Source organism: Rhizobium sp. NZLR1, from assembly GCF_017357385.1.
In the GTDB taxonomy this organism is placed as follows: Bacteria; Pseudomonadota; Alphaproteobacteria; order Rhizobiales; family Rhizobiaceae; genus Rhizobium.
The window spans coordinates 479,970-492,934 of sequence record NZ_CP071634.1; the positions used below are offsets into that span (position 1 = coordinate 479,970).

The following is a 12,965-nucleotide window of genomic DNA, read 5'->3' on the forward strand; positions in this document are numbered from 1 at the left end:
CATTGCCCTCAGCTATTTCCCGTCTCGCCGGCCAGCCCATCCAGGAAAATCTTCAGTTCCGCTTCGTCGATGCCGACGAGATGGCGTTTCTCCGGATAGGTGCCGGTTCGGACATCCTCGGCGAATTCGGTGAAGGCGGCGATGCGTTCGCGCTGCAGCCGGTCATGTTCGGCGGCGAAGTCGCGATAGATCTTGGCATGGCGGGGATAGTGGTTGCGATTGGCGCCGAGCACGTCGTCGGCGAAGAGATATTGGGCGTCGCAGCCGCTGCCGGCGCCCATGGAGATCATCAACATCGAGGTGTTGCCGCTGATGGCGGCAGCGACGTCTCCCGGCACAACTTCGATTTCGGCGGCGAAGGCGCCGGCCTCTTCCAGCGCCTTGGTCTGCCGCCAGATCTCGGCCGCACTCGCCGCCGTCTTGCCGACGGCGCGAAAACCGCCGGTCCAGGTCGCCTTCGACGGGATCAGCCCGAGATGGCCGCAGACCGGGATGCCCTCATCGCGCATGCGCCGGATCGTCTGCAGACTTGCAGCGCAATAGACCGCATCGCCGCCGGCCCTCAGCGCGGCGAAGGCCGCACGCAGATAATCTTCAGCCGAGACAAGATCGCCATATTCGAGCCCCGGAATGGCAAAGGGGGTGGGAGCGATTTCGCGAAAGACCGGGCCGAGCAGCGAGGGCGGCACGGAGACGATGTCGATCCCCGCCTTTTCGGCAGCTTCCGCCTCTTCCAGCGAGGTGACGCGCAGCATGGTGAGCTGGCGCTTGCCCTTTTCGGCAAGCAGATCGGCGACCGTCGCGCGCTTATGTTTCTTCATCGTCAATTCCTTTGAAAATATCGGGAGGCTCATGCGGCCAAGAGGGATTTCAGTTTGATGTCGCTGGCTGCAAGTGCCGCCGGGTCCGGATGAGCGCGCGCCGCGATCAGCATTTCGGCGAGGCGGATGTCCCGCGCCACCGCATTGCCGGGCCCGATGCCGCTTGCGGCGATCAATCGTCCGTCGGCGTCGAGATGGAAGAGAATGAAGGCGCCTGCCCCGAGCTCGCGGCGCTGATGCGTGGCAGCCCCTTCGGCAAGGCCTGATATCTGCAGCGTCATGTCATATTGGTCCGACCAGAACCACGGCACCGATGAAACGGCATCATTGAGCCCGAGCATGTTGGCCGCTGCCAATGTGCCCTGCTCCTGGGCATTGCGCCAGGATTCAAGCCGCACCCGCCGGCCGCCATAGATCGACAGCGGAAAGGAGCAGCAGTCACCGGCCGCAAAGACGTCAGGGGCCGATGTCTGGAGGTAGGTGTCGACGGCAATGCCGTTTTCGATCGTGAGCCCTGCCTTTTCGGCGATCTCCACATTCGGCCGCGCGCCGATGCCGACAAGGGCGAGGTCGGCTTCGATCACGTCGCCGCTCGACAATCTGATCACGGCTTTTCCGCCTTCGTCGGTCAGCGCCGCGATCGAGACGCCGCAGCGGATATCGACGCCCTCGGCGCGGTGGCGCTCGGTGATGAGATGGGCGATCTCCTCCGGCACGCCGCGCTTCAGCACACGTTCCAGCCCCTCGATGACGGTGACGTCGGCACCGAGCAGCCGCGCCGTCGCCGCAAGTTCCAGCCCGATGAATCCGCCGCCGATGATGGCGATATGCCGTCCAGGCTTCATGACATCACGCAGCGCCGCCGCATCATGATGGGTTCGCAGCGAGCGAAAATGCGGGCTACCCTCCGGCGCGCCGGGGAACGAACGCGCGGCTGCGCCGGTCGCCAGCAGAAGCTTGTCGTAGGAGAGCGTCATCCCGTCCGAAAGCGTCACGCTCTTGGATGCCGTGTCGAGATCCCTCGCCTCCAGGCCGGTTAGCAGCCCGATGCCGTTCTCCGCGTATTTTTCCACCGCGGCGATGAATTTCGGATCGGTGGCATCGGCAGAACCCGCCTTCGAAAGCGGCGGCCGTTCATAGGGATGGAGGGGTTCGGCGCCGACCAGCGTTATCTCGCCGTCAAAATCTTTTTCCCGCAAGGCAAAGGCAGCGCGCGCACCGCATTCGCCGGCTCCCAGGATGACGAAATGAGCCACGCCGGCCTCCCTCAGAGCGAGATGAAGACGGCACCGTCTTCGATCTTGACCGGATAGGTCTTGAGATTGACGCAGACCGGTGCGCCCTTGGCTTCGCCCGTCTTGTAGTTGAAGCGGCCATTATGTTTCGGGCATTCGATGATCTCGTCCATCACCAAGCCGTCGGCGAGGTGAATATGTTCATGCGTGCAAAGCCCGTCGGTCGCGAAGAATTCGTCGTCCGGGCTGCGATAGACCGCAAAGGTGCGCCCGCCATGATCGAATCGGATGACATCCTCTTCGTCGATCTCGTCCTTGCCGCAGACCTCGATCCAATTTCCGCTCATTATGTCCTCCCTTAATCGTGACTATTGCGCGGCCGGGGCCAGCTCGTTGTGGAATTCCTCGCGATAGGGCCGTGCGGTCGTCGGCAGTTCGCGCTTCAGGAAATAATCCTCATTGCGCAGCTGGCGCAGGAAGGCCGGGATCATCTCGCGGTAGCCAGACCAGATCGACGGGTTCGGCGCCGGCAGGTCATGCTTGATCATCGCGTGCAGTTGGGGCAGCGCGTGATAGGGCACCATCGGAAACATGTGATGTTCGACATGGTAGTTCATGTTCCAGTAGATGAAGCGGCTTATCGGGTTCATATAGACCGTGCGGCTGTTCAGCCGATGGTCGATGACGTTGTCCGCAAGGCCGCCATGCTGCAGCAGGCCGGTCAGCACATGGTGCCAGGCGCCGTAAAGGCGCGGCAGGCCGATCAGCATCAACGGCAGGATCGAACCCATGGCGATCGCAGCTGCGATCGTGGCGAGATAGATCGCCAGCCAGATGCGGGCGATGCGGATCGCCTTCGGCTGCTCCATCTCGGGAATGAAGGTCTTTTCCGCGGCGCTGACGACGCCGCAGGCATTGCGCAGCATGTCGACCAGCGCATGCCAGACGTCGAGAATGCCGAAGAAATTGAGGGTGACCCGGAAGAGATCGGGCGGCCGCATGACGGCGATTTCGGGATCGCGGCCGACGATGACCGTATCGGTGTGATGGCGCGTGTGGCTCCAGCGCCAGGTCACCGGATTGCGCATGATCATGAAGCAGGCGATCTGGTAGACGGCATCGTTCATCCAGCGCGTCTTGAAGGCGGTGCCGTGACCGCATTCGTGCCAGCGGCTGTCGGCAGCCGAGCCGTAGAGCACGCCATAGGCGAGGAAGAAGGGCAGCGCGACCCATGACCCCCAGAAATAGACGCCGAGCCCGGCAAGAACCGCCATGCTGCCGAGCCAGATGACCGTGTCACGGATCGCCGGCGCATCGGAGCGCTGCATCAGCGCCTTCATCTCCTTGCGCGCAACGTCGGTGTGATACCATTCGGCCGCTGCCAGCCCTGTCTCGACGGCGGTGCGGCCGCTTTCGCCGAGCAGGTCGTAGTCACGTTTCCTTGTCTGGGTCGCCATCATCCGCCTCCCGTTATGCTGTTGCCGGCGAGGATAGGTTGACTTTGGGAGGCACTCAATGCAGGTTTGATGCAATCTATCAAAAGCCATCAAGAGTGGCTTGCATAAATGATTGAATCCATCAGGACCGCCGATGCGCCGCCCGACAATATCCGATCTTGCCCGCGCCTCCGGCGTCAGCGTCGCCACCGTCGACCGGGTTCTCAACGCCCGTCACCGCGTGCGGGAGGAAACGGCGCGGCGGGTCTATGACGCGGCGCAGTCGATCGGCTATCACGCCGTCGGCCTGATCCGGCAGCGCGTCTTCGAAGATCTGCCGCAATACAAGCTCGCTTTCCTGCTGCAGAAACCAACGCAGTCCTTCTACCAGAGCTTCGTGCGCGAGATCGAAACCGCAGCGCGTATGGTGACCAGCGCCCGCATCCAAACGCAGATCGACTTTCCCTCGGCTGCGACACCGGCGGCGATCGTCGAGAAGCTGAAGGCACTCGGCGCCCGCAACCAGGCCGTTGCGCTCGTCGCGCCCGACTACCCGGCGGTGACGACCGCCATCGAGGAGTTGAAGGACAAAGGAGTCCCGGTCTTCTCGCTGCTCTCCGACTTCGCCTCAGGCGTACGCAATGCCTATGTCGGGGTCAACAACCGCAAGGTCGGCCGCACCGCTGCCTGGGTGATTGCCAAAACAGCCGGAGCGCCCGGCAAGGTCGCTTGTTTCGTCGGCAGCCACCGCTTTCACGGCCATGAGCTGCGGGAAATCGGTTTTCGCTCCTATTTTCGTGAAAACGCACCGGAATTCGACGTCATCGATACGCTGATCAACCTCGACACGCCCGAGATCACGCATGAGGCGACGCTGACGCTGCTGCAGAAACATCCCAATCTCGTCGGCCTTTATGTCTGTGGCGGCGGCATGGAGGGCGCGATCTCGGCGATCCGTGAAGAAAGTCTCGGCGGCAAGATCGTCCTCGTCGTCAATGAGCTGACGCCAGACAGCAAAGCGGGGCTTGCCGACGATATCGTCGCCATGGCGATCGGCACGCCCCTGCCCGCGCTTTGCAAAGAGCTGATGGTGCTGATGACGAGCGCGATCGAAAACAGCGAAACGGCTGTTCCCGGACAGTTCTTCCTGCCCTTCGATATTCATATCTCAGAGAACATTTGAGAAATGATGGAATTCTATCATCTCGGCTGAAATTCTTTCAGAAATGAAAGCCGACGGCGGCGAAGACCGATGGATTGCCACGCGAATTCCGATAGAGATTCGCCGACCCAATCACAGGACTGCTCCGCTCATGCTGCGGAGACGAGGAGGATATATCCGTCATGACTTCGATCCGCTTTGCGCTCAACCATATGGCCGCGCCGTCGCTTGCGATCGACGAATTTTTCGCGCTGGCCAAATCGCTCGGCATCGACTCGGTCGAAATCCGCAACGACCTTTCCGGCAATGCCATTCTCGACGGCACCAGGCCCGAAGCGATCAGGCAAGCGGCCGCCCGCCATGGGCTGACGATCATCTCGATCAACGCCCTGCAGCGTTTCAACGAGTGGAATGCAACCCGCGCTGGGGAAGCGCAGGAACTGATCGATTATGCCAGCGCCTGCGGCGCCAAGGCGCTCGTGCTGGTTCCGAAGAACGACGGCACCGGCCGTGCACACGGTGAACGGCAGGCCAATCTGCGCCAGTCTCTGACGGCGCTGAAGCCGATGCTTGATAAGGCCGGCATTATCGGTCTCGTTGAGCCGCTCGGCTTTGAGATCTGCTCGCTGCGCTCGAAGAGCGAGGCGGCAGAGGCGATCAAGGAGCTCGGCGCGCAATCGACCTTCAAGCTCGTCCACGACACCTTCCACCATCACCTTGCCGGCGAAGCAGCGACCTTCCCGGAGCTTTCCGGCCTCGTGCACATCTCCGGCGTTAGTGACCCTGCCGTTTCCGTTGCCGATATGCGCGATTCCCATCGCGTGCTCGTCGACGGCGACGACCGGCTCGACAATGCCGGGCAGATCAAGGCGCTGCTGCAGGCGGGTTATGAGGGTCCGTTCTCCTTCGAGCCCTTCGCAGCCGAAGTGCATGCGGTCAAGGACCCGGCCGGCGCGCTTCGCGCCAGCATGGATTATCTGACCGCGCGGGTTTGGGACCGGAGCAAAGCGTCCTGATCCCGCCAACGGCGTCAGGACTATGCAGCCGCTATTCCCGGCCTCTGAACCGGCGCTGATAGGCCGGATCATAGAGCGAACTCTCGCGAAAATCCTCCGCGGCGAGCGAAGGGCCGACGAAGATGATCGCCGTGCGCTCGATCGGTTCGGCCGCAACCTTTGCCTCGATATCGGAAAGCCTGCCGCGCAGGATGCGCTCGTCCGGCCAAGAGGCCTTGACGACGATCGCCACCGGGCAGTCGACACCGTAAAGCGGCGTCAATTCCTCCACCACCTGCTTCAGCGCATGGATTGCCAGATGGATCGCCAGCGTCGCTCCGGTTGCGCCGAATTTCGCCAGTGTTTCGTCGTTCGGCATCGGCGAGGCGCGACCGGAAACGCGGGTGAGCACCAGGCTTTGAGCCACTGATGGGATTGTCAGCTCGCGCCCGAGCGCCGAGGCGGCCGCCGCAAAGGCCGGAACACCAGGCGTCATCGTATAGGCGATGCCGTGTTTTTGCAGCCGGCGTACCTGCTCGGCCACCGCACTCCAGACCGAGAGATCGCCGGAATGCAGCCGGGCGACGTCCTGTCCGGCCGCAGCGGCGCGCAGATATTCCGCCTCGATCTCGTCGAGTGACATCGGCGCGGTATCGACGATACGCGCATCCGGCGGGCAATATTGCAGCAGTTCCGGCGAGACGATCGAACCGGCATAGAGACAGACCGGGCATCGAGCGATGAGGTCGCGGCCACGCACCGTGATCAGATCCGCAGCACCCGGCCCCGCGCCGATGAAATGCACCGTCATCCCGTTATCCTTTCGTCCAGCGCCACTGCGTCACCGGCATCGCCGGCCGCCAGCCGCTCATGCTGCCGATGGCCTCGGCGCGCGATATTTCGATCCGTGTGAGCGAGCCGCCGCGGTTGGCATATTCGGTAAGCAGCACGGCTTCCATCTCCAGCGTCACCGCATTGGCAACGAGCCGGCCTCCCGGCTTCAGCACGGCAATCGCGGCATCGACAACACCCGGCTCGCTGCCGCCGCCGCCGAGGAAGATTACATCCGGTTCCGGCAGGCCCGTCAGTACATCGGGCGCCGTGCCTTCGACGACGGCGAGATGCGGTACGCCGAAGGTGGAGGCGTTGCGGGCAATCCGTGCGGCCCGCTCCGGCGATTGTTCGATGGCGATTGCCTTCAGCGACGGATCGGCCAGCATCCACTCGATGCCGATCGATCCCGAGCCGGCGCCGATATCCCAGAGCAGTTCGCCGTGACGCGGCGCCAGCGCCGACAGCGTCACCGCCCGGATTTCGCGTTTGGTGATCTGCCCGTCATGCTCGAACAGCGCGTCCTCGATTCCTGCGGCACAAGGCAGAATGCGCGCCCCCTCTCCTGCCGCGATTTCGAGTGCGCAGACGTTCAGCGGGTCGACGTCGGTGAGATCGAAATCGGCTGCCATGGTGCTTCTCTGCCGTTCCCGATCACCGCCAAGCGCCTCGAGTACGGTAAGCTGCGACTGACCGAAACCCACGGCGGCAAGCAGGGCAGCCAGATCGCCCGGCCCGTCCTCGTCCGAGGTCAGCGCGATGATGCGCCGCCCGGGGTGCAGATGCGACCGGATCAGGTTGATCGGCCTACCATGCAGCGAAATCGTCACGACGTCCTGCAGCGGCCAGCCGAGACGCGACGCGGCTAGGCTGAAGGCCGACGGCGCCGGGATGGTGCGCATCTCTTCCGTCGCGACATGGCGGGAGAGCGTTGCGCCGACGCCGTAGAGAAACGGGTCGCCGGAGGCAAGCACGACGACCGGCGTTCCACGCCTTTGAAGGACGGCATCGATTGAGCGCTCGAACGGGCTCTGCCAGGAAAACTTTTCGCCCGATATCAGCGATGCAGCAAGCGCAAGGTGGCGCGCGCCACCGAAGACGGCAGGGGCGGTCGCGATCAGGCTTCTCGCCTCTTCACCGAGCCCTGCTAGACCATCTTCGCCGATGCCGATAATAGTCAGCCAACGCGGGCCGCAACGAGGAGAGACATCAGACATGGGAAGACCTCGCATTCTGATCCTCGGCGGCACCAGCGAGGCGCGTCTGCTCGCCGGAAGCCTGGCGGCACGGGGAAATTGCGATGTTCTTCTGTCGCTGGCCGGCCGCACCGAAAAACCGGCCGCGCAGCCGGTTCCGGTTCGCATCGGCGGTTTCGGCGGTGCTGCGGCGCTCGCCGATTTTCTGAAGGCCGGCGGATATGATCTGCTGATCGACGCCACGCATCCTTTCGCCGAGCGCATTTCCGCCAATGCCGCCTTTGCCGCCGAGACCAGCGGCATAACCACAATCGCTCTGCGCCGTCCCGAATGGCAACGCCAGCCGGGCGATCGCTGGCGCGAGGTGCAGAGCATCCCGGCTGCCATCGAAGCGCTCGGCCCCTCCCCCCGCCATGTCTTTCTGGCGACCGGCCGGCAGGGTGCGCATCACGCGGAGGCGGCGGCGCAGCATTTCTATCTCATCCGCAGCGTTGATCCTGTCGAACGGCCGCTTGCGCTCGCGAATGTCGACTATCTCCTCGATCGCGGCCCGTTCACGCTGGAAGGCGAAAGCGCTTTGCTGAAGCAGCACCACATCGACGCCATCATTGCCAAGAACAGCGGCGGGGCCGCGACCTATGCGAAGATTGAGGCAGCCCGCCTGCTCGGCATCGAGGTAATGATGGTGGCACGCGCCTCGGCGTCCACAGTCAAGACGGTCGACACTGTCGAGGCGGCGCTGGCGACGATCGATCACCTCGTTCCCCCCGCCATAAAACGCGGCGTATAGACAAGGTCCAGCCTGCCGGGCCGCGTGACGATCCGCGTCTCGGCAGAGCCGATGATGATGCAGGTCGCCATATCGGCCATCGACGCATCGGCCTGCGACAGCTGCTGTACGGCAATGTGCTCGTCCGGCCGCCCGGCCGCGCGCCCGAAAATAACCGGCGTCGTTGCGGGCAGATAGTCGCGCAGCAGCTTGAAGGCTTCGCCGAGCTGCCAAGGCCGCGCCCGGCTGATCGGATTATAGAGGGCGATGACGAAACCGGCCTTGGCTGCCAATTCAAGGCGGTTTTCTATTATATTCCAAGGCTTTAGATTGTCAGACAGCGATATGGCGCAGAAGTCGTGGCCAAGCGGCGCCCCGGCTCTTGCCGCCACGGCCAGCATCGCCGTGATGCCGGGTAGGATGGTGAGATCGACCGCCCGCCATGCTCCCGGGCCGTTCTCGATCGCCTCGCAGACGGCAGCAGCCATGGCAAAGACGCCGGGGTCGCCGCCGGAGACGACGCAAACCATGGCGCCGTCTGCCGCCATCGAAAGTGCGGCCCCTGCCCTGCCCAGCTCCTCGCGATTGTCCGAGGCATGCCGCAGCTGATCGTCGCGGAGCTGCAGCCTGTCGAGATAGGGTCCGTAACCGAAGAAATCCGTCGCCGCTTCGACAGCGGCCAGCGCTTCCGGCGTCATCTGCTCGGGATTACCGGGGCCGGTGCCGATCACGAAAAGCCTGCCGCTCATCGGCTCTTCTCCCAGCCCGGCACCAGCACCAGCGAAAAATACGGCGCGTCGCCGTCGGTCCGGTCGGCAAGCTTTTCCATCGCCGCATTCGCCATGGTGCCGCGCTCGACATAGACGGCTTCGGCAAGCCGGCCGGCCGCCGCCAAGGCCCGGCGGATCTTCGGCAGATTGCGGCCGACCTTCATGATGACGGCGGCTTGCGTATCGGCGAGACGGCGCGTCAGCTCGGTCTCCGCCATCGTACCGGGCAGTACGGAAAGCACATCGTCACCTTGGACGATGGGCATGCCCGCCAGGGACCAGCAACCCGACATGGCGCTGATGCCGGGGATGACCTCGGTCGGGTAGCGCTGGGAAAGCCGGATATGCAGATGCATATAGGAGCCGTAAAACAGCGGATCGCCCTCGCTGAGCACGGCGACGGTCAGCCCGGCATCGAGATGGCCGGCGACGGCTTCGGCGGACCGGTCGTAGAATTCGGTGATCAGGCTCTGGTAGCGTTCGTCGTTCTTGTCGATCTCGGTGGTGACGGGATAGTAAAGCGGTAGCAGCGTCACGCCGGATTTCAGCAGTGGTTCGACGATCGCCTTGCCGTTGCCCCCCCTGCCCTGCTTGGCGAAATAGGCAATCACGTCAGCGCTTTCGATGGCGCGTACGGCCTTGAGGGTCAGAAGCTCGGGGTCGCCGGGACCCGTGCCGACGCCGATAAGACGGCCGCTTGTGGTCATAGGCCCGGCCTCGCCAATGCATTGATGGCGGCTGCCGTCATGGCGCTGCCACCGAGCCGGCCGCGCACGATGGCAAAGGGTACGCCGTAGGAATTCTCCGCCAGCGCATCCTTCGATTCCGCCGCGCCGACAAAGCCGACAGGCATGCCGAGAATTGCTGCGGGTTTCGGAGCGCCGTCGCGCAGGAGTTCGAGCAGATGAAACAGCGCGGTCGGGGCATTGCCGATCGCCACGACGCTTCCGCCGAGCCGATCGAGCCAGAGATGCATGGCGGCGGCCGATCGCGTATTGCCGGTCTCGCGCGCAAGTTCCGGGGTGGCGGGATCGCGCAGCGTGCAGATCACCTCGTTCAGCGCCGGCAACCGCGCCCGGGTCACGCCCTGGGATACCATTTCCGCGTCGCAGAAGATTGGCGCCCCGCCCTTCAGCGCGTCGCGCGCGGCACTGACGAGATCGGCGGAGAACAGGAAATGTTCGGCCGCCTCGACCAGCCCGCAGGCATGGATCATGCGCACGGCAATTTCGGCCTGATCTTCGGTGAAGCGCGAAAGATCGGCTTCGGCGCGGATGATCGCAAAGGAACGCTCGTAGATCGCGTCGCCGCTGCGGATATAATCGTAGTCTAGCATTCCTATTCCTGTCGCAGCGCCTTCGAAACACCGGTTGCGCCAAGCCGTGTAAGGCAGGCAGCAGCCGATTCGCCAGCGCCTCTGTTGTCTTCGATGGACCGGGCGAGCCTCTCTATAGCGAAATCGATCCGACCGCCAGCGATCCGTTCGTCCGGCCGATCCGCCGCCAACCCGTTGAGGATCAGGTCGTAACCTGCCGCCGAACCCGTCAGGGTCAGCGCCGGCCGCGCATGAGCGCAACCCTTGGCACAGCCGGACAGATGCAGCATCAGCGAACCGTCGAAAAGGCCCGGTGCTGCGGCAAGGATGCGGCGCGCCAGACTTCTGGTCTCGTAGAAGGCGGAGCCGCAGGCGCCGGCCCCGGCGCAGGCGGCGATGTGCTCGCTGTTGTCGCCGGGCTGCGCGCTGAAACCACGGCCGGCTGCGGCGATCTGCATAGCCGGCACTGTATCTGCCGGCAGGCCGATGAAAAAGAAACCGCGACCGGGCGTCAGCCGGATGGCCGTTGCACCATGGGCGTCGGCGAGATCGAGCAGAGCGATCAGATCCGACGCTCGCATCTGTCCGAATTCCGGCCGGACGCCGAGCACGATTTTGCCGTCCGCAAGCCGATGCGGGCCCGGAAACGGTATGCTTGCCGCCCGCGACGGAATGAAGCGGATGTTATCCATAGCCGGAAAACGCGCCCGCAGAAGCGCCGGGTCGATATCCCTTGCCCGCCTGCCCTGCCCGAGGGCTGCCAGCACGCTCAGAACCTCGCCGACGGCTGATACCGCCGTCTCGGCTGGACCGATTGCCACCGGCATTGCTGTCTCACCATCGCCATTGATCGCGACAAGCCAATCTGCGTCGGATTGCGCGACGATGCGGATATCGGCGGAAAGTGCCGACAGCCCGAAGGCTCCGCCGCCGTCGACGACGATCGACAGCTTCGGCGCGAGCCGCGGCGAGGTGATGAGATCGTGGAGCGTGCTGCGCAAGGCCATTTCCATTGCTGCCGGGTCGTTTTTCTCTTCCGGGTCGATACCATGCAGCGGCGAGATCTCGATCGCCGGCCCGTCCGGCACGGTGATCCCGGCGGCATCGATATCGGCAGCAAGCTGTCCGACGGTCTCGGCCAGCAGTCCGCGGATCTGCAGATTGCCGCGCGCGGTGATCTCGAGGATGCCGTTTCCATGTGCCGCGGCCGAGCGAGCAAGTCCGGCGAATTGCGCCAACGTCAGCGCGCCGCCGGCCGGCCGCAGCCGCACCAGCAGGCCGTCGCCGGTCGGCATAGGCGCTGCCAGGGCGGGGCAGGCGCCGCGCCTGCGCATCGCCACCGCCGGGCGGCCGTGCAGATCCGCTTTACCTGTTCTGTCGATCGCCGTTTCGGCCTCAATGCTCATTCCTGATCCTCTGACCATTTCTTACATGATCGCAGCCGGCCCGGCAAAACATGTGGAAAAGGTCCGGCCAGCTATTCCTCGAAATCCCGTCCTTTGCGCAGCAGATAGATATCCATGATCCAGCCGTGCCTTTGCCTGGCCTCGGCGCGGAGCGCCAGAATCTCCGTGGCGATATCCCCAAGCCGTCCCGATCTGACGATCTCGTCCTTGGTGCCGAGATAGGCGCCCCAGAAGATTTCGGCGTCGGCTTCGTCGATCTTTGCAAAAGCCTGTTCGCCGTCGAGCATGACGATCGTGCTGTCGGTCAAAAGCCCGTCATGCGCCAGCCTGCGCCCAGTGGTGATCTCGATCGGCTTGCCGACAAGGTTGACCGGAATTTTGTGGCTGGCCGCCAAGGCCTGAATGCTGGTGATGCCGGGAATAACGCCGTAATCGAAATCCAGACCGGTTTCCTGCCGCACGCGTTCGATGATGCGGATCGTGCTGTCGTAGAGGCTGGGATCACCCCAGACGAGAAAAGCGCCGCCGCCGTCTTCCGGCAGGCCGGAGATCAGCTCCCTATAGATGCGGGCGATCTCACCGTGCCAGGCATCGACGCTTTGCGGATAGGTTCTGTCTGCCGTCTGCCTCTGCGGCACCGCGAATTCGCAAATCCTGGTGTCTGGCCGCGTGATATATCGTTCGCAGATCTCGCGGCGGATCTCGGCAAGCTCTTCCTTGCCAGTCCCTTTGACCGGCAAGAAGACCACATCGGCGGCGTTCATCGCGTTGATCGCCTGTATGGTGACGTGCTCCGGATTGCCTGTGCCGATGCCGATGATATGGATGTGCTTCAAGCCGATAGTCCCCATGAGTCCCGGCGGTCTTGCCGAAAAAGCCGGTGCTCCGCAAGGGCGATGGCAGAGAGTTGGCCGCGGCCAACCGGGCCGAAACGGCTTCTCCGCCCCTATTGTTGCCGCAAATTGCGAATCGTGTCACCTTCAATACGCTTTTTGACGCTATGTTGACGAAAAAGCGCATCGAAAAGGA

14 protein-coding genes are annotated in these 12,965 nt (G+C 63.7%); 3 read left to right on the forward strand and 11 right to left on the reverse strand.

Going from position 1 to position 12,965, the window contains the following annotated elements; genetic code table 11:
- Positions 1–8: 8 nt before the first annotated feature.
- Genes J3O30_RS28880 through J3O30_RS28895 form a run of 4 tightly spaced genes read right to left on the reverse strand, consistent with a single transcriptional unit; the run spans position 9 to position 3,513 of the window.
- The gene (locus J3O30_RS28880) at positions 9–821 is read right to left on the reverse strand and encodes a 3-methyl-2-oxobutanoate hydroxymethyltransferase (RefSeq protein ID WP_207585406.1); all 813 of its coding nucleotides are present in this window, start codon (positions 819–821) and stop codon (positions 9–11) included.
- Between the two features lie 29 nt (positions 822–850).
- The gene (locus J3O30_RS28885; protein WP_207585407.1) at positions 851–2,077 is read right to left on the reverse strand and encodes an FAD-dependent oxidoreductase; all 1,227 of its coding nucleotides are present in this window, start codon (positions 2,075–2,077) and stop codon (positions 851–853) included.
- An 11-nt stretch (positions 2,078–2,088) separates the two neighbouring features.
- Positions 2,089–2,403 carry a MocE family 2Fe-2S type ferredoxin gene (locus tag J3O30_RS28890; RefSeq protein ID WP_207585408.1) on the reverse strand — a complete coding sequence of 105 codons (315 nt, stop codon included), beginning with the start codon at positions 2,401–2,403 and terminating at the stop codon, positions 2,089–2,091.
- Between the two features lie 21 nt (positions 2,404–2,424).
- The gene (locus tag J3O30_RS28895) at positions 2,425–3,513 is read right to left on the reverse strand and encodes a fatty acid desaturase family protein (RefSeq protein ID WP_207585409.1); all 1,089 of its coding nucleotides are present in this window, start codon (positions 3,511–3,513) and stop codon (positions 2,425–2,427) included.
- 133 nt (positions 3,514–3,646) lie between these two features.
- Here J3O30_RS28895 and J3O30_RS28900 point away from each other — a divergent pair, with 133 nt between their 5' ends.
- Positions 3,647–4,675 carry a LacI family DNA-binding transcriptional regulator gene (locus tag J3O30_RS28900; protein WP_207585410.1) on the forward strand — a complete coding sequence of 343 codons (1,029 nt, stop codon included), beginning with the start codon at positions 3,647–3,649 and terminating at the stop codon, positions 4,673–4,675.
- 161 nt (positions 4,676–4,836) lie between these two features.
- Positions 4,837–5,670, forward strand: coding sequence for a TIM barrel protein (locus J3O30_RS28905; RefSeq protein WP_207585411.1), 834 nt, complete (start codon positions 4,837–4,839; stop codon positions 5,668–5,670).
- A 31-nt stretch (positions 5,671–5,701) separates the two neighbouring features.
- Here J3O30_RS28905 and cobM read toward each other — a convergent pair whose 3' ends face one another.
- Both cobM and cbiE read right to left on the reverse strand, forming a co-directional pair.
- A complete protein-coding gene (gene cobM, locus J3O30_RS28910; RefSeq protein ID WP_207585412.1) occupies positions 5,702–6,460 on the reverse strand; it encodes a precorrin-4 C(11)-methyltransferase in 759 nt (252 codons plus the stop codon).
- Positions 6,461–6,464: 4 nt separating this feature from the next.
- Positions 6,465–7,697: a precorrin-6y C5,15-methyltransferase (decarboxylating) subunit CbiE gene (gene cbiE / locus J3O30_RS28915; protein ID WP_207585413.1), complete on the reverse strand. Its 1,233-nt coding sequence runs from the start codon at positions 7,695–7,697 to the stop codon at positions 6,465–6,467.
- Here cbiE and J3O30_RS28920 point away from each other — a divergent pair.
- On the forward strand, positions 7,696–8,466 hold the full coding sequence (locus J3O30_RS28920) for a cobalt-precorrin-6A reductase (protein ID WP_207585414.1): 771 nt from the start codon (positions 7,696–7,698) through the stop codon (positions 8,464–8,466). The two genes, cbiE and J3O30_RS28920, sit on opposite strands and share 2 nt — an antisense overlap.
- Here J3O30_RS28920 and J3O30_RS28925 read toward each other — a convergent pair.
- From J3O30_RS28925 to cobF, 5 genes are all read right to left on the reverse strand, one after another.
- Entirely contained in the window at positions 8,430–9,194 is a 765-nt protein-coding gene (locus J3O30_RS28925; RefSeq protein WP_207585415.1) for a precorrin-3B C(17)-methyltransferase, read from the reverse strand. The two genes, J3O30_RS28920 and J3O30_RS28925, sit on opposite strands and share 37 nt — an antisense overlap.
- Entirely contained in the window at positions 9,191–9,922 is a 732-nt protein-coding gene (locus J3O30_RS28930; protein WP_207585416.1) for a precorrin-2 C(20)-methyltransferase, read from the reverse strand. The genes J3O30_RS28925 and J3O30_RS28930 overlap by 4 nt, the downstream gene beginning before the upstream one ends.
- Positions 9,919–10,551, reverse strand: a complete 633-nt coding sequence (locus J3O30_RS28935; RefSeq protein ID WP_207585417.1) for a precorrin-8X methylmutase — start codon at positions 10,549–10,551, stop codon at positions 9,919–9,921. Before J3O30_RS28935 ends, J3O30_RS28930 begins: the two co-directional genes overlap by 4 nt.
- Positions 10,552–10,553: 2 nt before the next feature.
- A complete protein-coding gene (gene cobG / locus J3O30_RS28940) occupies positions 10,554–11,936 on the reverse strand; it encodes a precorrin-3B synthase (protein ID WP_207585418.1) in 1,383 nt (460 codons plus the stop codon).
- A gap of 71 nt (positions 11,937–12,007) precedes the next feature.
- Positions 12,008–12,772, reverse strand: coding sequence for a precorrin-6A synthase (deacetylating) (gene cobF / locus J3O30_RS28945; RefSeq protein WP_207585419.1), 765 nt, complete (start codon positions 12,770–12,772; stop codon positions 12,008–12,010).
- Positions 12,773–12,965: the final 193 nt, after the last annotated feature.